Source organism: Flavihumibacter stibioxidans, from assembly GCF_014332695.1.
GTDB lineage: Bacteria > Bacteroidota > Bacteroidia > Chitinophagales > Chitinophagaceae > Flavihumibacter > Flavihumibacter stibioxidans.
Genome location: NZ_MBUA01000001.1, coordinates 38,910 through 60,315 on the forward strand (window position 1 = coordinate 38,910; position 21,406 = coordinate 60,315).

Here is a 21,406-nt window from a genome sequence, read left to right on the forward strand (position 1 = left end):
AAAAGATGTCAGACACCTTCCTTATTTTTGCCAGAACCAATACACAGGAAATGGCAGAAAAGATCATCGAATTACGAAACGCAAATATTTACCAGGGCGAGAACCTGATCCTCTCAGATGTAAATATCACCATTAACAGGGGTGAGTTCGTTTACCTGGTCGGAAAAACTGGTACCGGTAAATCAAGCCTGCTGAAAACACTTTACGGTGATCTCACCCTCAAAGAAGGAGAGGGTACTGTGGTGGGATTCAACCTGAAGGAAATGGACTGGAAAAAAGTTCCTTTCCTGCGCAGGAACCTGGGGGTGGTGTTCCAGGATTTCCAACTGCTTACAGACCGTAATGTGAACGATAACCTGAAATTCGTATTGAGGGCTACCGGCTGGAAAGATGAAAAACTGATGGATGAAAAAATCTCCGATGTACTGGATAAAGTAGGGTTGAAATCAAAGGGATTCAAGATGCCATTTGAAATGAGTGGTGGAGAACAACAAAGGGTGGACATCGCGCGCGCGCTGCTGAATTCACCCAAACTGATACTGGCCGACGAACCTACCGGAAACCTTGATCCGGAAACCTCAGATGAAATTATGCAGTTGTTGTTTCATATCAGCCGCGATTATGGTGCTGCCGTTGTCATGGCTACGCATGATTATATCGTGATCAACAAGTATCCTGCCAGAACACTGCGCACGGAAAAAGGCAGGGTTGAGGATAATGCTACGATAAATATGCAATAAGGGCGGCCGCGCTGTCCGCATTGTTAAAATGCTGGTATAAAATCTTTTTTCGCAACCTGATTTCCTCGTCTGCAAAAGGCATATGATACAGTTGCTGGATCACCCGCTGCATTGCATCGGGTGATTCTGTTATATGACAGAGCGGTCCCAGGGGCGTACCTTCAACTGCTGCCTGGTTTACAATACAATGCCGCCCGTTAAATAGGGCATTGAGTAACTTGAGTTTAACCCCCGTTTCATTGAACGATGGCAGGATATTGATCTGTGCCTTTGTAATCAGGTCATTTAATTCCTTGTCGCCGGGATTCGCTATCAGGCAGGTATGTGCCGACAAATGGGCAATTCTTTCCAGTTTCTTTGATGGGTTTTTCCCTGCAATTACAAAAGGAATTTTCAATTGGGAAAATACATTTTTCAACAGCCACCTCGCCACTTTTTCATTTTCAGCTACCTCCAGGTTACCATGATACAGGCAGAATGAACCAACGCCCTCCTCTGATTTAACCTCGTTATAGGGAAGAAAAACGGGCAGGTTATAAACCGATTTCGCTCCCAGTTTTTCCTTGTAATAATTCAGGTCTTGTTCTGACAATGTCAGAACGGTCATACGGTTAGCTGTTTTTAACTCATAGGCCCGCAATAACCTGCTCTCATTAAAATAATATGCTTTTTTAGCCAGTGAACGTTCATGCATGAACAAACGATAATAATATCTGCTTTCCACATTGAACAAACGCAGGGCCATTTTCCTTCCTGCGAATCGCTTGTCCTGGAGAAGATAGGTACTGTGGATGCCTTCCAGCAAAATCGGATAGTCATCTGCGGCAAGGCGGTCCAATAACTCGGGATGGGACCTTGATGCAACTATATAGGGCAGGTGGAAACAAAAACCTTTATGCCCTTCCAGCCGCCTGTAATAATGGACTTCACGGCAATACCTGTTTAATTCAGGCTGTTCCCCACGACCATACTCGAAACAGTGAAGGATAATATCAACCCCCATCTCATGCAAGGACCTGATGGTACAGAATATATCGATCACGCCACCGTAATCTATGGGGTAGGGTACATCATGACTGACAATATGTATTGTGTTTGCCTTAGCCACCAGTCGGAAGTATTTTTTTATAAAAAGCCAGTAATAACTCCTGCTCTCTGCCCCAGTTCCACTCCAATCGCAACTTCATGCAGTTTTCCTGCATCTTTTGATAACCGGCGCGATCTGCAAGGGCCTTGTTAATGTGCTCAGCAAGCACAGCCGGATCCGTTGTGTATAATAGAACAGCAACCGGGGCTTCTTTGTTTAAATCTTTGTAAACCGGGAAATCCACACATATCTGCGGAGTGGCAGCATGAACGTAATCAAAAAACCGATTGGCAAGGGAAAGATAATTGCTCAGCCCATTGTTTTCAAAAAGGGTAAAACCCAGGCTGGCCCTGCTGGTTACGGTTCTGAGTTCGCCGGGCAGGAGTTTACCCTTCAGTAAAACCTTTCCTTCCAACCCATACCTGCTGATCAGTTCCCTGGTCTTGTCAAGAAAATTACCATCCCCATAAATCCATAGTGGCCTGTCTACAAACTGCATGGCCGGAATCAATACTTCAAACAATCGACCTTCATTCACTGCTCCCTGGTATAAAAGAAAAGGTTCCTTTTCGGTTGAATCCTGTGCCTCCCGAAGCACCGGCACATTCCTGATAACTTCATACTGCACGCCATAATCCCGGCGGAAGATGTCTGCAATTGGCTGGTTCACCGTATACCCCAGACTGAACCTGGGAACATAAAATCGTTCAATGGACTTCCATATCCGTTGTATGAATGGCCTTGTGACCACTTCCTTCATTTCACAAAACAGCTCATGCGCATCGTACACACGGATGAAATTCCTGATCCGGGAAACCCAATACACCGGTATAATGGTATCAAGGTCAATGGCACAAAGGCAGTCGGCACGTTGAAACAGCAGCCACCAGAACAATTTTAAGTTGTACTCCAGGTAAAACAGTTTTCCCTTTTTAAAAAAGACAGGGATCCGTTTTAAGGAATAAACCGTAATATCCGGGGGACCTGCATTTTCCGGTTTGACTCCAACCAGCAGCACATCATATCCGCCATTTTCCAGGCTGGTGCAGATACGTTGCATGCGCTGGTCAAAACTCAGGTCATTCGTTACCGTGAAAATGATTCTCTTTTTTGTCATTTTCTGATGCCCTCCACTGATCGCATGACATGGTATATATTGGTAATAATCTCCACTGTTTTAAGCGATTCCTTCGGGTCCATAAAATACTGGGCGGGGTCATCAAGCGTCCTTACAAGGGCTTCGTAAACCAGGTGATGGTTGCCCATACTGCCCTGGTAGGCACCATAGTCGTTGGCCGCGCCCGATGGTGTCAATTCCGGCATGACCATCCCATCCACCGCAAAATGTTCAATTTTATTCAGGTAGCTGCCGCCGATTTTGACGGTCCCCCTTTCCCCAAAAAGGGTAAGGGAGCCTTCCATATTACTGCCATTTGCATTCAGGTTGTATTGCAGGGTTCCCCTGACGTCATTCCGGAAAGCCAGTACGGCCATCCCTTCGTCTTCAAAATCGATGAGGCCTTCATGCTGCACATTCCTTCCGGAAGCATATAGGACAGAGGAAAGATCGCCAAGAAACCAGTAAAGCAGGTCGATAAAATGACTGAACTGGGTAAACAGAGGGCCACCGTCAAGGGAGAGGGTTCCCCGCCAGGGTGCGGACTTAAAATAAGTCGCATCGCGGTTCCAGAAGGCGTTCAGCTGGAAACTATGGATCCTGCCCAGGGCATTCCGGTCCAGGAGGTCTTTTACCAGCAAAACAGGGGAATTGAACCGGTTCTGCTTTACCACAAACAACCGCTTGCCATTTTTTTCTGCTGCCAGCAACATCTGCCGGCCATCTTCCGGAAGCAGTGCCATGGGTTTTTCACAAAGCACATGATAACCAGCTGAAAGAGCGGCAATCGACTGGCTGGCATGCAACCCGTTGGGCGTACAGATAACCGCGATGTCAAAATTACCATCCTTTAATAGTTGGTCCGGATCACTGTACATTTGCGCACCATATTTATATGCAATGGCTGCCGCTTTTTCATTGACAATGTCGCAAACGGCCACCAGCTGACCATAATTAGCAGCATGGATAGCATGACGCTGTCCGATCTGACCACATCCGATAATTGCAAAACGATAGGGCATGGGCTATGAATAGAGGGGCAAAATCCAAAAAAAATAGCACTTGGCAAGCTAAATCCCGATATTTCCCTTAACTTTGCCGCCAATTTAAGCAGATTTAACTATTGGATGTTTCGTAAAATCACAAACGATGTCTTATTTAACTAAAGAAAAAAAAGCTAACATTTTCGCTGAATTTGGTGGCAATGCGGCAAACACGGGTTCTATCGAAGGACAAATTGCCCTGTTGACTGAGCGTATCAGCTCTATTTCAAAGCATTTGCAGGCTAACAAAAAAGATTTTTCAACTCACCGTGGACTGATGCAAATGGTTGGTAAGCGTAAGCGCCTTCTGACCTATATGAGTAAACACAACCTGACTGGTTATCGCCAGCTGATTGAGAAACTCGGCCTCAGGAAATAAGAGACCCGATGATAAATGAAACTATTCCCAGCTATAAATTTGTTGGGAATAGTTTTTTGCGTTTACACAAATTTATACTGGATTAATTGTTGGATGCTCCGATGGCAACTGTCGTCGGCCAGTTAATTAGGCCAGGTTAGCCAAAAAACCATAGAATTCTATGTTATCACAACCCATTAATGTCAGCTTCGAAGTAGGTAGTGGCCGTACGGTTACCATCGAAACCGGAAAGCTCGCCCGCCAGGCAGATGGAGCGGTTACCGTTCGCCAGGGAAATTGTATTATCCTTGCCACCGCCGTTGCCAACAAAGAACCTAAAGAGGGACAAAGTTTCTTCCCCCTGACCGTTGACTACCAGGAGAAATTTGCTTCTGCGGGTCGTATCCCCGGTTCTTTCTTCAAGAGGGAAAGCAAACTGAACGACTACGAAGTCCTGACCAGCCGACTGATTGACCGCGCCCTGCGCCCCCTTTTCCCGGAAGATTATTTATGCGATGTACAGATCCTCGTAACCCTGGTTTCCAGTGATCCCGAGGTAATGCCCGATGCACTGGCCTGCCTGGCCGCGTCAGCAGCACTCGCCGTTTCCGATATTCCCATCCAGGAGCCGATTTCTGAAGTACGCGTTGCCCGCATTGAAGGACAATTCGTGATCAACCCGCTCCGTTCCGAGCTGGCCAAAGCAGATATGGATTTCATCATTGGTGCAACCGAGAAAAACATCATGATGGTGGAAGGTGAATCCAAGGAATGTTCAGAGGAAGACCTCATCAAAGCCATTGAAATAGCCCACGAAGCCATCAAGTCCCAGGTGAAAGCCCAGAACGAACTGCGCGCGCTGAAAGGTGTAACCACCAAGCGTGAGTATGCGAAACCTGAGCAGAACGAAGAACTGCGTGCCAAAGTGGAAGCCTTCGGTACCGACAAGGTGTACCAGGTAGCCAAGAGCGCCCTGGCCAAGCACGACCGCAGCGACAGGTTCGAAGCAATCGGAAAGGAATTGATGGAATGGCTCAAAACCGAATACAAAGTTGCTGAAGGAGAGGAGCTGGAGCCTTCTATCAAGAAGCTTGCAAAAAAATATTACGAGGACCTGCAGTATTACGTGGTTCGCGATATGATCCTGAACGACCGCGTTCGTCTCGATGGCCGCAGCCTCGACCAGGTGCGTCCGCTCGCTATGGAAGTGGATATACTGCCCTCACCGCATGGTGCGGCATTGTTCACCCGTGGAGAAACACAATCGCTCACCACCGTTACCCTGGGTACCCCCCTTGATGAACTGCTGGTGGAAAGCGCAGCAACCTCGGATTATACAAAATTCATCCTGCATTATAACTTCCCGCCGTTTTCAACCGGCGAAGTGAAAATGATGAGGGGACCCGGCCGCCGCGAAGTGGGTCACGGTAACCTTGCCATGCGCTCCCTGAAGCAAATGATGCCTGGTGATAATTTCCCATACACCGTGCGTGTGGTAAGTGATATCCTGGAATCAAACGGATCTTCTTCCATGGCAACCGTATGTGCCGGTTCACTGGCCCTTATGGATGCAGGTATCCCGATGCCAAAACACGTTTCAGGTGTTGCCATGGGACTGATCACCAAGGAAGGAAAATTTGCCGTTCTGACCGATATCCTGGGCGATGAGGATCACCTGGGAGATATGGACTTCAAAGTAACCGGTACCCGCGAAGGAATTTGCGGTGTGCAGATGGATATCAAGGTAGATGGTCTGAGCATGGACATCATGCGCCAGGCACTGATGCAGGCCAATCGCGGTCGACTTCATATCCTGGATGCCATGTATGAAACCATGCCTGCAGCACGTGAAGACGTGAAGCCGCATGCACCGCGTATGGTGAAGATCATCATCGACAAGGAATTCATCGGAGCAGTGATCGGACCAGGTGGTAAAGTGATCCAGGAAATGCAGCGTGAAACCGGAACTACCATCAACATTGAGGAAAAGAATAACCAGGGTGAAGTAAGCATCTTCGGTACCAAGAAGGAAAATGTTGACAAAGCAATGGCCTGGATCAAAGGCATTGCCGCACAGCCAACCGTGGGTGATGTGTACGAAGCAACGGTTAAGTCTATCCAGCCTTATGGCGCATTTGTTGAATTCCTGCCAGGTAAGCAAGGCTTGCTGCACATCTCTGAAGTGAGCTGGAAACGCCTTGAAACGCTGGAAGGTGTACTGAAGGAAGGCGATGTGGTAAAGGTAAAACTCACCGGAACCGATCCCAAATCAGGCAAGTTCAAGCTGAGCCGCAAAGTATTACTGCCAAAGCCTGAAGGGCAGGGAGCACCCCGCCAGCAGGAGCAGAACGACTAGCCATCCGCTTTCAAATAACCAAAACCCCGATCACTGGTCGGGGTTTTTAATTAAATACAATGATCAATAGTTATCAACAGGTAACCATCACTGTTAGTGACAACAATGTAAGGGATATCCTCATCGCCTTACTCAGTGATGCAGGGTACGAAGGCTTTGTGGAAGAACGTTCCGTACTGAAGGCCTTCATTCCGGCAGGACAGTTTGACATTACATCCCTTGAAGATCTGCTCGGCCCATTCGGCCTGGCTTATGAAACAGAAACAATAGAGCAAAGGAACTGGAATGCCGAATGGGAAGCAGGTTTCCAGCCGGTTATAGTAGATGATTTCTGTGCTATCAGGGCCGATTTCCACCAGCCGGCGGTAGGGGTTATGTACGATATCAACATTACTCCCAAAATGAGTTTTGGCACCGGCCACCACGCCACCACCTGGCTGATGGTGCAGACTATGCGCAGGATTTCATTCGAAGAGAAAAAGGTTCTTGACTTTGGAACCGGAACCGGCATCCTGGCCATCCTGGCAGAAAAAATGGGTGCCAGTGAAATCCTGGCCATCGACAATGATAGCTGGAGCATTGAGAATGCCGCAGAAAATATTACCCGCAATCAATGCCGTCGCATAAAATTATTGCAGGCAGATACGATTCAGGTTCAGGAACAATTCGACATCATATTAGCAAATATCAACAAGCATGTGGTGCTGTCACAGTTGCATGTGATGTTGGAACATTGTAAACCAGGGGGATTGATTGTGGTAAGCGGCCTGCTGCAATCGGATGCAAATGATCTCAAAGCCGCAATAGAAGCGCATCCGCTGACGTTAGTGGATATGCAACAACACAACAGTTGGCTATGCTGGAAGATGATTGTTAAAGAAAACGGATGAGTGGATTTTGAATTACCGTTTTCATTATTTTTGAAATCCAACTTAACCGGAAAATGAAAGAGGCTCTGCTGATATTTTTGGCCTATTGTATCGGCTCTATACCTACCGCAGTATGGGTAAGTAAATATTATTTCGGGATAGATATCCGCGAATATGGAAGTGGCAATGCCGGCGCTACCAATACATTCCGTGTGCTCGGTTCCAAATGGGGCACACTGGTGATGATCATTGACGTGTTAAAAGGTCTCGCAGCAGTTAAACTGGCACTCCTTTTACCCTATTATGTTGAAAATGACCTGGCGCTTACCAATTTCCAGATAGCGCTTGGAATGACAGCCGTTCTGGGTCATATTTTCCCATTATGGGCAGATTTCAAGGGTGGGAAAGGGGTGGCCACTTTATTCGGACTGGTTATCGGAATTTCTCCCTGGACAGCCCTTTGTTGTTCGGGCGTATTCCTGCTGGTTCTTTATCTCACCCGGTTTGTTTCATTAAGTTCCATTCTCGCAAGCGTTGCCTTTCCGGTTTTTATACTGGTGATCTTTAATGTGGACAATAATGCCTATCGTGTGTTTGCCATTGTTGTAGCCCTCCTGGTGATCCTGACCCACCAGAAAAACATCAGCCGCCTCCTGAGAGGAAGTGAAAGCAAAGTGCCGATTCTGAAATACCGCGACCGGAAACGAAAGAGAAAGCCCTAATCCGTTCTTTTTGAAGGTTTAACGTCTTCTTCGTTAACTTTACACCGGGTTGGTATAACAATTGAATAACCATTCCTGAAAACCCGAATACACATGAAAAATTTCCTCCTTGTTGCAGTATTGGCAACCAGCCTTGTTTCCTGTAGCAAAAACCCCATTACGGGGAGAAGTCAATTGACCCTCTTTTCAGAAGCCGAGATCCAGACTATGGCTTCAACGGAATACACTACTTTCCTCTCTCAGAATAAGGTAGTAAGTACCAATACCAGCAAAGACGCTGAAATGGTTAGACGGATTGGTCAGCGTATTTCTACCGCAGTAACCAAGTATTACACGGAAAAAGGCCTCAGCCAGGAATTGGCTGGTTATAAATGGGAATATAACCTGGTCGATTCAAAGGAAGCCAATGCCTGGTGTATGCCCGGTGGGAAAATCGTAGTTTATACGGGACTGCTTCCCATAACCCAGAACGAAGCGGCACTGGCTGTTGTAATGGGGCATGAAATTGCCCACGCCCTCGCCAAGCATGGTAATGAACGTATGAGCCAGGGTATGATCCAGCAACTGGGCGGTGTGGCCCTTTCGGTGGCAGTTGCCAATAAACCTTCAGAAACCCAGAATCTTTTTATGACCGCTTATGGCCTGGGTACTACATTGGGGGCAATCCTGCCTTTCTCCCGGAGCAATGAACTGGAAGCGGATAAATTTGGCCTGATGTTTAGCGCGATGGCTGGTTATAACCCCCAGGAAGCCATCGCCCTCTGGAAGAGAATGGCAGCCGCAAGCGGAGGAAACCGCCCCCCCGAATTTGCCAGTACACACCCTACTGAGGAAACACGTATTAAAAGATTGGAAGAGATGATGCCGGAGGCCCTGAAGTATTATAAGCCGGTGAAACCTTGATTTTCATCAAAATATTGAATCCCGCTGCATTTCAGCGGGATTTTTTTGCTTTTTTCCCATGTCCTTCGGGCATATTCCGTTAAATTTGCATCCCGCTATAATTATCTTTTTCAGCTAAATTATACCAGGTATGTCGCAGGATTTATTCGAAAAATTACAATATAAAGACGAAAGAAATCTGCTCATCCAGGGATTACCTTCCTCTATAGAAAAGCAGTTCAACAAATTGACTTTTGCTAAAAATGTAACCCCTTTACTAAAAAGCAGACGCATTGATTTTGCCCTGGTTTTTGCCATCAATGAAAACCAGTTGAATGGCATCCTGAAAGATGTATTACCGGCTTTGCACGAAGAATCCAAACTCTGGATAGCCTACCCTAAAACCAGCTCCAAAATTGTCACCAACCTGAACCGCGACTGCAGTTGGAATATGGTGGTGAACGCTGGTTATGAAGGTGTAAGGCAGGTAGCCCTGGACTCAGTCTGGAGCGCTCTTCGCTTTAAAAAATGCGAACAGATCGGTGAGATGAAACGGGCATCAGCCAATGGAGGAACTCCGGCACCGGTTGAGGGGGTGGATTTTAAAGAGAGAAAAGTTGAGATCCCGGAAGAACTCCGCAAACAACTCTGCCTGAAAAAACATAAAAAAGCACTCGACTTATTTGAAACGCTTTCTTTTACCAACAAGAAAGAATATGTGCAATGGATCAATAGTGCTAAAAAAGAAGAGACCCGCCAGAATCGGTTAAGCGCCACCGTTGAAAAATTGCTGGCAGGGAAAAAGAATCCAACAGAAAAATAGGATTTCATTCCTCCCGCTTTCCCAATATTTTTTCCAGGTCTTCCTTGAAGACCATTTCTTTTTTCAGCAGCAGGTCAGCCACCTGTTGCAATAAGTGTTTGTTCTGCCTGAGTATCTCCAAAGCCCGCTGGTAGGCAGTTTCCACCAGTTTCCTCACCTCTTCGTCTATGATCCTGCCGGTTTCTTCACTATATGGTTTTTGAAGGCTCATGTCGCGCTGGCCGGTAGAGTCATAGAAACTGATATTACCCAGTTTTTCATTGAAACCGAAATACACCACCATCATATATGCCTCCCGCGTAACCTTTTCGAGGTCATCCAGTGCTCCGGAAGACACTTCCCCAAAAGCCACTTCCTCCGCGGCCCTTCCGGCCAGGGTTGCAGAAAGTCTTTCATTAAAAGCTGTTTCACTCCGCAATTGTTTTTCCTCCGGCAGGTACCAGGCAGATCCAAGTGATTTACCTCTAGGAATGATCGATACTTTTACTATCGGATCAACATGTTTGAGCAACCAGCTTACTACCGCATGACCTGCTTCGTGAATGGCAATGATATTTTTCTCCTCCCTGGAGATGATCTTGCTTTTTTTCTCGATTCCGGCCACAATTCTGTCGATGGCATCCATAAACTCCTGTCGTCCGATCCTTTCCTTTTTTCTGCGGGCTGCGATCAGTGCCGCCTCATTACAGATATTGGCAATATCAGCACCGGAGAAACCCGGGGTCTGCCCGGCCAGGAGCGCCAGATCTATGTTGTCCTCCATTACCAATGGCCGCATATGTACTTTGAAAATCTCTTCCCTTTCTTTCATGTTGGGAAGCTCGAGGTAAATATGCCGGTCAAATCTCCCGGGTCTTAACAGGGCCGGATCCAGCATATCGGCCCGGTTGGTGGCAGCCAGCACAATTACACCACTATTGGTTCCGAAACCGTCCATCTCGGTCAGCAACTGGTTCAGCGTACTTTCCCTTTCATCATTGGCACCACTCAGGAAAGCTCCTTTCCCTCTGGAGCGACCAATGGCATCAATCTCATCAATAAAAATGATACAGGGGGCTTTCTCCTTGGCCTGCTTGAAAAGGTCCCGCACCCTTGAAGCACCTACTCCCACAAACATTTCCACAAACTCCGATCCGGAGATGGTGAAAAATGGTACCTGGGCTTCGCCTGCCACGGCTTTGGCCAGCAAGGTCTTACCGGTACCAGGCGGGCCAACCAGTATTACTCCCTTGGGTATCTTTGCTCCCAGGCGGGTAAATGTTTCCGGGTTCTTCAGGAAGTCTACAATTTCCCGAACTTCCTGCTCCGCTTCCTCCAGTCCGGCAACATCATCGAAACTAACCTTGCTCTTTTCCTTTTCTATCAGGGTGGCGGTAGACTTTCCGAAATTAAATATGCCGGCGCCACCGGCTCCACCTGATCTGCGGAGAATGTAGGACCAGAGAAAAATCATTACTATTAACGGTAATACCCAAACGAATATATTTCCGATCCAGTCCTGTTCTTTTACATAACTTACCTCGATTTTATCACTATCCGGAATCCCCTTTTGTGCTTCCTCCAGCTTCTTCTCAAACTGCTCGACTGAACCGATATTGAAGCTGTAATGCGGACCTGCCTGTATACCTTTCCCGAAGGGTGGTTTCAACACTTCCCTGAACATCGAATCATTGGCGAATTCCTTTTTAATGTACACATCGGCCCTTTCGTTATTGATAACCACCACCTTCTCTACAGCCTTTCGGCTGAGCATGTCTTTTTCAAATACCTTCCAGGAGATCTCAGAACTGGAAGTATATCTCGACAGAAGTGTCGGCAGCAAAAAAAATAACAATATGAGCAGGTAAACCCACCATTTGCCGGAGCTGAATAAACCACCACCCGGCAAACCATTTGGTTTTTTGGAAGAAGGCCCGGTTTGTTTTGCCATAGTGACCAAAAAATAATCATTATTCCCGAGCTGGCAAATGACTTGACTATGTAAGGAAATCAGGTCCGCTATCAGGCAATTGATCTCTGGCTAAGGCCGGGGGTAGCGGCTGCCGGCTTTTTCTTTTTGAGTTTGTTGATCCAGATAAGCGTTCCCGTTACAGGCAAACTGGTTGCAACCAGGCATGCTATAAAGTAAAGTATCTTACTGAAACTGCCATATACGTTTCCAATATGAAGGGCTTTTACAGAACCTGAAATCCTTTCGTTCACGGGTTTGCTGCTGAAAATTTCAGTTTTTAATACGGCTGCACTGTATTGGTCCAGCATAATCCTGTCACCCGCGGCAGGAGCAAAAAAACCGGTTTTGTTTTTGGTTACAGTTACAATACCGTCCGGAGAGCCGGCAAAGGCAATCCTGCTGATACCTGCATAGGGGAGTTGAGCATTGACCTGTTCAAGATAGGCTGCAACTGTTGGTTTTATGGCTTGGCCTTCTGCTGGTAAAACTGATTTCAGGGACTCTTCCCGCGATGCTCCCCTGGGCTTATACGTTCCAAGTACTTTATGAAAACCATCTCTGTACCATTCAAAGGACCAGGTCAATCCGGTAAGGCTCATGATGAGCAGTAAAAATGAAGAATAAAAACCAAGTGTGTTGTGAAGATCATGGTTAACACGTTTCCAGTTGGCACTGAATTTCACCTTAAGTCCCTGCCGCCACATGCGTGCCTTTTGCGGAATCCAGATGATCAATCCTGAAATTACCAGTAAACTAAAGATAACCGTTGCCCAGCCTACAATCGGGCGACCGATTTCCATATCCAGTAATAACCACCTGTGCAATTTGAACATGAACATAAAAAAGCCGTAACCGGCTCCTTCGGTGGTTCCCAATACCTCACCGGAATAAGGATTTACAAAATAGGTAGTTCCCCTGTCGGGCCTGGGAGCACCAGCACTCTTTGTCGTTTTTTCCGTGGTTTTCATCACTGTAACCTGCCAGGTCCTCAAACTGTCGGCAGGAATCGTAACAGCGGTAATCCGGCCATCCTGAAGACTATCCATCACCTTTGCCATCAGCGTTTCTGCGGTAAGCAGCCGGGTCTTTTGTTCTGATGCCAGTTTGTATTTGCCGGGCTCCAGCCATTCCTGTATATCGGAGCTGAAAGTATAAACAGTACCACTGAGACAAACAACGAAAAGGATCAGGCCACTTGCCAACCCCATCCACAAATGCAAATCATTCAGGAGTTTTCTGACCTTTTGCCAACCAGATTTGGACGTATTTACTTTCATATTCAGCAAAAATCTGTAAATACCACTCATAGCTGTTTATGCAATCAGGAAAAAAACGGCCCTCACTCAGCGAACAATTACTGTCCCCAGGTTTTTAAGCAGTTCGCGTTCCATCTGCTTGAGGGCCTGGTGCGTTTGCAACAGGGTGATCTGTTCTTCCGGAGAATGCTGCAGCCCAAGGTCACGCTGGTTTTCTTCCATCATCCGCTTTATTTTGCGAAGCTTCAGGTATCCGAGTGTTGAGATCACTTCCTCCCGAAAAGTTTCCTCACGCGATACCACAGGCAACTGAAATTTGTCTTTCCATTTCAGACTCAGTTCATATGGAAATTCAAGCAGGGATACAACCACAGTACTGAGCGTCTGGTTTTCATGATAAAAGAAATTCCTGGCAGTAGGTTCCAGCCCTGCATCATACCATAGTTTATAGGTATTGACAACCTCCAGCAGTTCCTTGTTATCGAACAGGTCTTCCTCTGCCAGCTCATCGAAAATATGGTCAGCCACTTTATGCCCTTCATCCCAGGGCTTCAGTCCGAATTCGATCAGGGCCCTAACGACGGCCCTTTCCTGTAATTCATCTTTCAGTAAAAGTTGAAATCCTTCATCAGTGATTTCAACACTCTCCATAGGAGGAGGCATTCCGTCATCCGGGAAAGGAGGCATATCCTGCTGGGATTTGCTTTCCATTTTATTCACCCTTTCGCGGATAAATTTATTCACCAGGTTGGTGAAACCTGTTTCCTCAATTTTCAGCAGTTCAGCACATTGCCTGATATAATCCTGCTGGCGCGTGAAATCCTCCGTTTTATTGATACGCGAAAGGGTCTCCGCAATCTGGTTCACCACAGCCGCTTTTTTCTGGCTGTCGCTGCCGGCGTCTTTAAGGGCCACTTCCAGTTGAAATAAAATGAAGTCCTTTTTGTTGTCTGCCACAAACTGCCTAAAAGCATCAGTGCCTACTTTGTTTACATAACTGTCAGGATCTTCCTTATCGGGAATGAGTACCAGTTTTACATTCAATCCTTCTTCGAGAGCCATATCCAGTCCACGCAGCGCGGCTTTCACCCCGGCAGCATCACCATCATAAATGATGGTGAGGTTATTGGTGTATTTTCTCACCAGCCTGATCTGGTCCGTTGTCAGTGAAGTGCCGCCGCTGGCCACTACATTTTCGATACCGGCCTGGTGAAGGGATGTTACATCGGTATAACCTTCTACCAGCAGGCATTCGTCGAATTTATCGATCACCTGCCGGGCAAAATACATCCCGTACAGGATCCGGCTCTTGATGTATATCTCGTTTTCCGGCGTATTGATATACTTGGGGGCCTTGTCATTCTTTTTAATGATACGTGCCCCGAAACCAATCACTTTTCCGGTGGTATTATGCACCGGGAAAATGATCCTGCCCCTGTAATTGTCCACCAGCTCCTCGTTGCGAACGGCCGCCAGACCGGATTTCACCAGCAGTTCACGGTTATATTGTTTACCCAGCGCTTCCGTTACAAATGCATTGCGCGATTCCTTGCAATAGCCGATCTGGAATTTTCGTATAATGCTCTCCGTGAATCCCCTTTCTTTCAGGTAACTGAGTCCGACAGCCTGCCCTTCTTCATCTTCCAGCAGCACTTTGGAAAAATACTGCTGCGCAAAGCTGTTCAGGATATAAAGACTGTCGGCCACCTGTTGCTGTGCCCTGACCTCCGCACTCACCTCGGTTTCTTCCACCTCGATATTGTAACGGTTGGCCAGCCATTTCAGGGCTTCCACATAGGAGTACTTTTCGTGCTCCATGATAAAGCTGATGGTGTTACCGCTTTTACCACAGCCAAAACATTTATAGATCTCCTTGTTGGGCGAAACGGTAAAGCTGGGAGATTTTTCGTTGTGAAAAGGACAAAGCCCCAGGTAATTGGTGCCTCTTTTTTTCAGCTTCACAAAGCTGCCCACCACATCAATGATATCAATGCGGTTAAGGATCTGCTGTATGGTAGCCTGGGTAATCATGTAGAAAAGGGCAATTTACAACAAACCGGAGAGATGGAGGAAGGGAGAATTTCCCTTCACCCGTCGGGTGCCACCCGACGGGTGAAAGGTGGCAGATAGCGGATGGCGGATTTCCTTAGATTTGCAACCCAAAATTGAATTGAATGATTCCTTACTGGATGTCGCGTACAGAAATGTTACTGGGTGATGAGCCCATCGAAAGGCTGATGACCCGGAATGTTCTGGTAGTGGGATTAGGCGGGGTAGGTGGTATTTGCGCCGAAATGATTGCCAGGGCCGGAGTGGGCAGGATGACCATTGTCGATGCAGACCATGTTGACCTGAGCAATTGCAACCGGCAGATCCCGGCGTTACATTCCACAGCAGGTAAACTGAAGGCGGAAGTGATGGCCGAACGGCTGAGGGACATTAACCCCGCCATTGAACTGACCGTATTACCGGAATACATCAGGGACGAAAGAACCCGCGAAATCCTTGCCGCCCAGCACTACGATTATGCGGTGGATTGTATTGACACCCTGTCGCCAAAAGTATTTTTCATCAAATCCTGTGTGGAAATGGGAATCCCGGTGGTCAGCGCCCTGGGGGCAGGAGGGAAGGTTGACCCCAGCCTGGTCGAGATTAGTGAACTGGAAAACACCCATATCTGCAATCTTGCAAGGTATGTGCGCAAAAGGCTGAATAAACTGGGTGTCAGGAAAGGTATCAAAGTGGTCTTTTCACCGGAGAGGGTGGACCAGGACAGAATCATAGAAACAGAAAAAGCATATCCGAAAAAGTCCCTGATCGGAACCATTTCCTATATGCCTGCCATTTTTGGGTGCATGTGCGCCAGTGTAGTAATCCGCGACCTGTACCAGCAGCCGGTTACAACTGAAGGGCCTTCTTCAGTTCTTCCAGACTGACGATACCTTGCTTGTCCCATACTTTCTGGCCGTTCTTATAAACAAAGAAATGCGGAAGGGCTTCAACATTCATTTGTTTCATGAGGGCAGTATGAACACCCGCATCTATTTTCGTCAATGCAAACTGACCCGATAAATCCTTCTCCAATTGCTGAAGAACCGGCTCCATCTTGCGGCAGGGAGGGCACCAGGTAGCCCCGAAATCAACCAGCACCAGGTTGGATTGCTGAACGAGCTTGTTGAAATCTTCCGTTCCCATCTGGGAAACAGGCTTATCACCTTTTACCGGCTTCCCTTCGCGCTTCCATTTATTCATACCACCAACCAGTTCGAATACGGTATACCCCCGGGTCCGTAAAACCTCAGCAGCTTCTGCACTGCGGATACCGGATGCACAATAGACCAGTACCGGCCTTGATTTATCCAGGTGCTGGGTACGCTCATTAAACTGTTTTTCATTCAACCAGTCTGCCAGCATGGCGTTGTCTATATATCCTGACTTGTACTCTTTGGATGTCCTGACATCCAGGATTTGAACCGATCCGGATTTGATTTTCTGCTCAAAAGCGGTTGGGTCCAACCTTGACTGAGTCTGGCCATTTAACTGGCAACTGCCCGCAAACAGGACAATGGCGAAAAGCAATACTATTTTTTGCATGAAGATTTACTTTAATTCAGGTACAAATTTAGTGTGCTGCTTCAATGCTTCCATCACATTATAAATAATCGGACATCGTCCATAATGCATCAGGGTGCCAAAGATCCTTTGGTGGAAGCCATTTTTGTGCAAATGAGGAAATTCACGGCAATCTGCGAACCGGTTTTCGTAGATGGTACATTTATTATCAGCCAGGAAATGACAGGGGATGGTATTGATGACCAGCATACCCCCTGTGCTTTCTTCCAGGTACTTTTCCTTAACAGCTGCCAAACTGGTATGCAACCTCTCTGCCAGTGACTGTGCCTCATCTGCACTTACATTAATCATCAGGCTCCGGCAGCAATTACCACAGGCAGTACAATCAATCAGGGGTTCGATCTCTCCGTTCAACTCATGAACAAGACTGTCCAGTTCAATGTCTGAGTGCTTCAGGAAATCCCTGAATGCTTCATTTTCCGCGGTCTTTGCTGCTGATTCACCAGCAATAAAGGAAAGGTCGGTTACCAGCTGAAGATCCTTATTCCTCATCTTCTTCCTCCCATTCTTCCTCGTCTCCCTCTTCATCATAAAGGGAAAGGATGGCAGCAGCACTGTCATAATCCAGTTCTTCAATCACCTGGTAAATTGGGTCGGTACGCATTTTCCAGAAATCTTCCTCTACCTGTCCGAAGCTCCTCAGCAGGATACATTTATCCGTTAAAGCAAGTACGGAGATCAGTTCGATGTCTGACTCCTCCGTGTCCCTGAGCAGGTAAAAATTTCCTGGTTGCAGATCGGCGTAATTTGCCATGGGAATAGGGGTTTATAGTGTTGTTAATAAATGCAATTCTCACTCCTCACCATTGCCATCCTCAAAATACGCATCTTCATTGCTGTAATAAGCAGTCTGCCATTCTTTTACTTTTTCATCACTCAGCAACTCAAGAATTTCATGAATCGGATCCTGCTTCTTGCGCCACTCAGTAATCTCCGTTTCTCCAAAACGGGTGATAAACAAACAATAATCCGTTTCCATGTTCACCTTGATCAATGAAATCGGTCCCTCTTCTTTTTCCTGGATGAGATAATAACAACTCGTCTCCAATAAGGAATAGCTATACATACTCTACAATTTTTCAACAGTTAAAACTAAATAACGGGTTGTAAATCAGCACTCAATGGGTTAGTATGGGCCGGGTGGTTAAGGCAGGGCGAAAAGGTTAGTAGTAATGCTTCGCTGCTGCTTGTTAACCGGTGCGGGAGATCAAAAATATGATTATTCTCATAGAAGAAAAATTCAGGACAGTATCCGGGGCAAATTTAAAATTAAGTTAACCAATAGGTATTGATATTCAATATTATACATATATGCTACTATTTTCCACAAAGGTGCAAAACCGGTGCGGTCATCATGCCCCTGCTTTCTTTATATTTGCCGGCTTAGTGCAATAAAGATCAGAACATGGCAGAAATCAACAAAGCAGGATTTGAGTATACCGAAGATTCCATCCGGAGCCTCGACTGGCGCGAGCACATCAGGTTGCGGCCGGGCATGTATATAGGCAAACTGGGCGATGGCAGTAGTGCGGACGATGGCATCTACGTATTGTTAAAGGAAGTGATCGACAACTGTATTGACGAACATACCATGGGCTATGGTAAACAGATCGAGCTGAATATTAAAGACCGTACCGTTTCTATCCGGGATTATGGCCGGGGCATTCCCCTCGGCAAAGTGGTGGACGTGGTCAGCAAGATCAATACCGGTGCCAAGTACGACAGCAAGGCATTCCAGAAAAGTGTGGGACTGAACGGTGTAGGTACCAAGGCGGTAAATGCCCTCAGTCAATATTTCAAGGTGACGGCATTTCGCGAAGGCAAGGAGAAAACAGCCGAATTCGAAAAGGGAGTGCTGGTGAAAGAACACAAGGAAACCGGTTCCAAAGAAAACAACGGAACCCTGGTTAATTTCATTCCCGATGAAACCGTGTTCCGCAACTTTCATTTCCAGGAAGAATATATTGAGAACCTGCTGTGGAATTATTGTTACCTCAACGCTGGATTGGTCATCCTGTTCAATGGCAAGCGATATGTGAGTAAGAACGGCCTGCTGGACCTGCTGCAACGTAAAACCAATGAGGACGAACTTCGTTACCCGATCATTCACCTGAAGGGAAATGATATTGAGGTGGCCATCACCCACAACAATGATTATGGTGAAGAACTGTTCAGTTTCGTGAACGGCCAGTTTACCACACAGGGCGGAACCCATCAGCAGGCTTTCCGGGAAGCTTATGTAAAAGTGATCCGAGATTTTTATAAGAAAGATTACGAAGCTTCGGATATACGTGCCAGTATTACAGCTGCAGTATCTGTGCGGGTGGTAGAACCGGTATTCGAATCCCAGACCAAGACCAAGCTCGGCTCGCAATACGTGGAAGAAGGCGGGCAGAGCATGAAGAATTTCGTGTATGAATTTTTGGCAAAAGAACTGGACAACTATCTGCACAAAAACACCACTACTGCAGAAGCCCTGAAGAAAAGGATCGAACAGAGCGAACGCGAAAGAAAGGAGCTGGCGGGCATTAAGAAATTGGCCAACGAAAGGGCAAAGAAGGCCAACCTGCACAATAAAAAGTTACGCGATTGCCGCTTCCATTATAACGAAGAACCATCTGGCAAGGATAAGGAAACCGTACTGCAGAAACAACGGGAAAGCACCATCTTTATCACTGAGGGTGATTCAGCCAGCGGATCAATTACAAAAGCACGTAATGTCGAAACCCAGGCTGTGTTCAGCCTTCGTGGAAAGCCCCTGAACTGCTTCGGGCTCACTAAAAAAGTGGTGTATGAGAATGAAGAATTCAACCTGCTGCAACACGCCCTGAATGTGGAAGAAGGCGTTGAAAACCTGCGCTACAACAATATCGTTTTCGCTACCGATGCCGATGTGGATGGTATGCATATCCGCCTGTTGCTGATGACCTTCTTCCTGCAGTTCTTCCCCGACCTGGTGAAAAACGGCCATGTGTATATCCTTGAAACGCCTTTATTCAGGGTTCGCAACAAACAGGAAACCATTTACTGTTATGATGAAACGGAAAAACAGGCTGCCGTTAAAAAGCTGGGCAGCAAACCGGAGATCACTCGATTTAAGGGATTGGGTGAGATCTCACCCGACGAATTTGCCCGTTTCATTGGTGAAGACATGCGTAAACAACCGGTATTGGTAATGCCGGAAACGCATATCCAGCAACTGCTGGAATATTACATGGGCAAGAATACACCCCAGCGCCAGGACTTTATTATTGACAACCTGAAGGTGGAACTGGACCTGGTTGAAGAAGTAACAGAAGGTTGATTCATTGACAGAATGACGAAAAAAACAAGCCTACATGATTCACATTGTTTTTAACGAACCGGATATCGAAGTATTACAACAGGCCATCGCGATGGACGAAAGCCTCCAGGGTGAAGTGATGCTTATAAGAGATGACTATGCTGTTGGTCCGATCGAGAATATATATAAAGGTGAGGGCCGGGAAACCCGTCATAACTGGTGGCGAGAGGTACTGGCAGGAGGTGATTACGATGGCAAGGCGGATACCGGTGAAGTGGATGATTATAAGACCGTGGCTGAGTTGGTTGGAACCCTGCGCCGTGATCCGGAAGCGACCGTTTGGATATGGGCCGCACAGAACAAACATGATGTGAGTGGCTATTACTGGCTGCTGCATTTCATGAAAGAATTTCAGGGCAGGGTATTTATTCTCTACCTGAATAATCTTCCCTTCCTGAATGAGAAAGGCCAGTTGTTTTATCCAACCTGGCTCAGTACCATCCCGCCAAAGGAATTCCTGAAAGCAAAAAAACTTTCCAGGCCGATTACCCTCAGTGAGTTTGAAGTGGACCCCGATGAGTGGACCCGCCTTTCCAGTGAAAACAAAGGTGTTCGCATCCTGGAAGGAGGGAAGAAACTGGTGCAGTATGATTACGATTTCTTTGATGCCGACCTGCAGAAATTCATTACCGCAGAGTGGCAGAAAGCCAGCAAGATCATCCACCAGTTCCTGTCAAAGAACAAGCAAACTACCGGCGATGCCTACCTGTTATGGAGACTGAAAAAACTGGTTGCTGACGGGAACTTTGATGTTCAGGGAGAAATTAAGAACATGAAGGATTTTGAAGTGAAGGCAAAAAGCAACCTTCCCGTTGAATCAGAATAAAGATTTTTAAATGGTAAAAGCCGTTCACCATATTGCCATTATTGCAGGGGACTATGAACGCAGCAAGAAGTTCTATACCGAAGATCTCGGTCTGCAGGTTGTCAGAGAGGTCTTCAGGGAGGATCGTAATTCCTGGAAACTGGATCTTGCCCTCAATGGTAATTATATTATTGAGCTCTTCTCCTTTCCGGGCGCACCGGTCAGGCCTTCCAGACCCGAAGCGCAGGGGTTGAGACACCTGGCTTTCAGTGTGGAAAACCTTGACAGGTCAGTTGCTGAATTGGAAGCAAAGGGTGTCATTACCGAACCTGTGAGGGTTGATCCCTATACCGGTAAACGGTTTACTTTTTTCAGTGACCCGGATGGGTTGCCATTAGAATTATACGAAATATAAACAAGC

21 protein-coding genes are annotated in these 21,406 nt (G+C 46.9%); 11 read left to right on the top strand and 10 right to left on the bottom strand.

The window, feature by feature from the left end; translation table 11 throughout:
* The first annotated feature begins 5 nt into the window (after window positions 1-5).
* The gene (locus BC349_RS00155) at window positions 6-740 is read left to right on the top strand and encodes a cell division ATP-binding protein FtsE (protein ID WP_246456725.1); all 735 of its coding nucleotides are present in this window, start codon (window positions 6-8) and stop codon (window positions 738-740) included.
* Here the strand turns inward: BC349_RS00155 and BC349_RS20140 are convergent.
* The 3 genes from BC349_RS20140 to BC349_RS00170 are packed head-to-tail and all read right to left on the bottom strand — an operon-like array spanning window position 721 to window position 3,966.
* Window positions 721-1,848: a glycosyltransferase gene (locus tag BC349_RS20140; protein WP_343063553.1), complete on the bottom strand. Its 1,128-nt coding sequence runs from the start codon at window positions 1,846-1,848 to the stop codon at window positions 721-723. The genes BC349_RS00155 and BC349_RS20140 overlap by 20 nt on opposite strands.
* Window positions 1,841-2,944, bottom strand: a complete 1,104-nt coding sequence (locus BC349_RS00165) for a glycosyltransferase (protein ID WP_246456726.1) — start codon at window positions 2,942-2,944, stop codon at window positions 1,841-1,843. The genes BC349_RS20140 and BC349_RS00165 overlap by 8 nt, the downstream gene beginning before the upstream one ends.
* Entirely contained in the window at window positions 2,941-3,966 is a 1,026-nt protein-coding gene (locus BC349_RS00170) for a Gfo/Idh/MocA family protein (protein WP_187254728.1), read from the bottom strand. Before BC349_RS00170 ends, BC349_RS00165 begins: the two co-directional genes overlap by 4 nt.
* Before the next feature lie 127 nt (window positions 3,967-4,093).
* On the opposite strand from BC349_RS00170, the gene rpsO reads away from it, so the two are divergent.
* The 6 genes from rpsO (at window position 4,094) to BC349_RS19900 (ending at window position 9,997) form a co-directional block, all read left to right on the top strand.
* The gene (rpsO, locus tag BC349_RS00175) at window positions 4,094-4,366 is read left to right on the top strand and encodes a 30S ribosomal protein S15 (RefSeq protein WP_187254729.1); all 273 of its coding nucleotides are present in this window, start codon (window positions 4,094-4,096) and stop codon (window positions 4,364-4,366) included.
* A 160-nt stretch (window positions 4,367-4,526) separates the two neighbouring features.
* Window positions 4,527-6,701, top strand: a complete 2,175-nt coding sequence (locus BC349_RS00180; RefSeq protein ID WP_187254730.1) for a polyribonucleotide nucleotidyltransferase — start codon at window positions 4,527-4,529, stop codon at window positions 6,699-6,701.
* 59 nt (window positions 6,702-6,760) lie between these two features.
* The gene (prmA, locus tag BC349_RS00185; protein ID WP_187254731.1) at window positions 6,761-7,591 is read left to right on the top strand and encodes a 50S ribosomal protein L11 methyltransferase; all 831 of its coding nucleotides are present in this window, start codon (window positions 6,761-6,763) and stop codon (window positions 7,589-7,591) included.
* 53 nt (window positions 7,592-7,644) lie between these two features.
* A complete protein-coding gene (plsY, locus tag BC349_RS00190; RefSeq protein WP_187254732.1) occupies window positions 7,645-8,292 on the top strand; it encodes a glycerol-3-phosphate 1-O-acyltransferase PlsY in 648 nt (215 codons plus the stop codon).
* Between the two features lie 93 nt (window positions 8,293-8,385).
* Window positions 8,386-9,195, top strand: a complete 810-nt coding sequence (locus BC349_RS00195) for a M48 family metallopeptidase (RefSeq protein ID WP_187254733.1) — start codon at window positions 8,386-8,388, stop codon at window positions 9,193-9,195.
* A 130-nt stretch (window positions 9,196-9,325) separates the two neighbouring features.
* Window positions 9,326-9,997, top strand: coding sequence for a YdeI/OmpD-associated family protein (locus BC349_RS19900; RefSeq protein WP_187254734.1), 672 nt, complete (start codon window positions 9,326-9,328; stop codon window positions 9,995-9,997).
* Window positions 9,998-10,001: 4 nt separating this feature from the next.
* On the opposite strand, the gene ftsH is transcribed toward BC349_RS19900, so the two are convergent.
* From ftsH to dnaG, 3 genes are all read right to left on the bottom strand, one after another.
* Window positions 10,002-11,927, bottom strand: a complete 1,926-nt coding sequence (gene ftsH / locus BC349_RS00205; protein ID WP_187254735.1) for an ATP-dependent zinc metalloprotease FtsH — start codon at window positions 11,925-11,927, stop codon at window positions 10,002-10,004.
* Between the two features lie 71 nt (window positions 11,928-11,998).
* A complete protein-coding gene (locus BC349_RS00210) occupies window positions 11,999-13,225 on the bottom strand; it encodes a PepSY-associated TM helix domain-containing protein (RefSeq protein WP_187254736.1) in 1,227 nt (408 codons plus the stop codon).
* A 66-nt stretch (window positions 13,226-13,291) separates the two neighbouring features.
* Window positions 13,292-15,235, bottom strand: a complete 1,944-nt coding sequence (gene dnaG / locus BC349_RS00215; protein WP_187254737.1) for a DNA primase — start codon at window positions 15,233-15,235, stop codon at window positions 13,292-13,294.
* A 143-nt stretch (window positions 15,236-15,378) separates the two neighbouring features.
* Here dnaG and BC349_RS00220 point away from each other — a divergent pair, with 143 nt between their 5' ends.
* Window positions 15,379-16,140, top strand: a complete 762-nt coding sequence (locus BC349_RS00220; RefSeq protein WP_187254738.1) for a tRNA threonylcarbamoyladenosine dehydratase — start codon at window positions 15,379-15,381, stop codon at window positions 16,138-16,140.
* On the opposite strand, the gene BC349_RS00225 is transcribed toward BC349_RS00220, so the two are convergent.
* The 4 genes from BC349_RS00225 to BC349_RS00240 are packed head-to-tail and all read right to left on the bottom strand — an operon-like array spanning window position 16,103 to window position 17,903.
* Entirely contained in the window at window positions 16,103-16,798 is a 696-nt protein-coding gene (locus BC349_RS00225) for a thioredoxin domain-containing protein (protein WP_187254739.1), read from the bottom strand. The genes BC349_RS00220 and BC349_RS00225 overlap by 38 nt on opposite strands.
* 6 nt (window positions 16,799-16,804) lie before the next feature.
* Window positions 16,805-17,368: a YkgJ family cysteine cluster protein gene (locus BC349_RS00230; protein WP_187254740.1), complete on the bottom strand. Its 564-nt coding sequence runs from the start codon at window positions 17,366-17,368 to the stop codon at window positions 16,805-16,807.
* Entirely contained in the window at window positions 17,319-17,591 is a 273-nt protein-coding gene (locus BC349_RS00235) for a hypothetical protein (RefSeq protein ID WP_187254741.1), read from the bottom strand. The genes BC349_RS00230 and BC349_RS00235 overlap by 50 nt, the downstream gene beginning before the upstream one ends.
* 39 nt (window positions 17,592-17,630) lie before the next feature.
* Window positions 17,631-17,903, bottom strand: a complete 273-nt coding sequence (locus BC349_RS00240; RefSeq protein WP_187254742.1) for a hypothetical protein — start codon at window positions 17,901-17,903, stop codon at window positions 17,631-17,633.
* A gap of 339 nt (window positions 17,904-18,242) precedes the next feature.
* Here BC349_RS00240 and BC349_RS00245 point away from each other — a divergent pair, with 339 nt between their 5' ends.
* Genes BC349_RS00245 through BC349_RS00255 form a run of 3 tightly spaced genes read left to right on the top strand, consistent with a single transcriptional unit; the run spans window position 18,243 to window position 21,400 of the window.
* Entirely contained in the window at window positions 18,243-20,141 is a 1,899-nt protein-coding gene (locus BC349_RS00245; protein WP_187254743.1) for a DNA topoisomerase IV subunit B, read from the top strand.
* 34 nt (window positions 20,142-20,175) lie between these two features.
* The gene (locus BC349_RS00250; RefSeq protein ID WP_187254744.1) at window positions 20,176-21,006 is read left to right on the top strand and encodes a DUF1835 domain-containing protein; all 831 of its coding nucleotides are present in this window, start codon (window positions 20,176-20,178) and stop codon (window positions 21,004-21,006) included.
* A 10-nt stretch (window positions 21,007-21,016) separates the two neighbouring features.
* On the top strand, window positions 21,017-21,400 hold the full coding sequence (locus tag BC349_RS00255; RefSeq protein WP_187254745.1) for a VOC family protein: 384 nt from the start codon (window positions 21,017-21,019) through the stop codon (window positions 21,398-21,400).
* The last annotated feature ends 6 nt before the right edge of the window (window positions 21,401-21,406 follow it).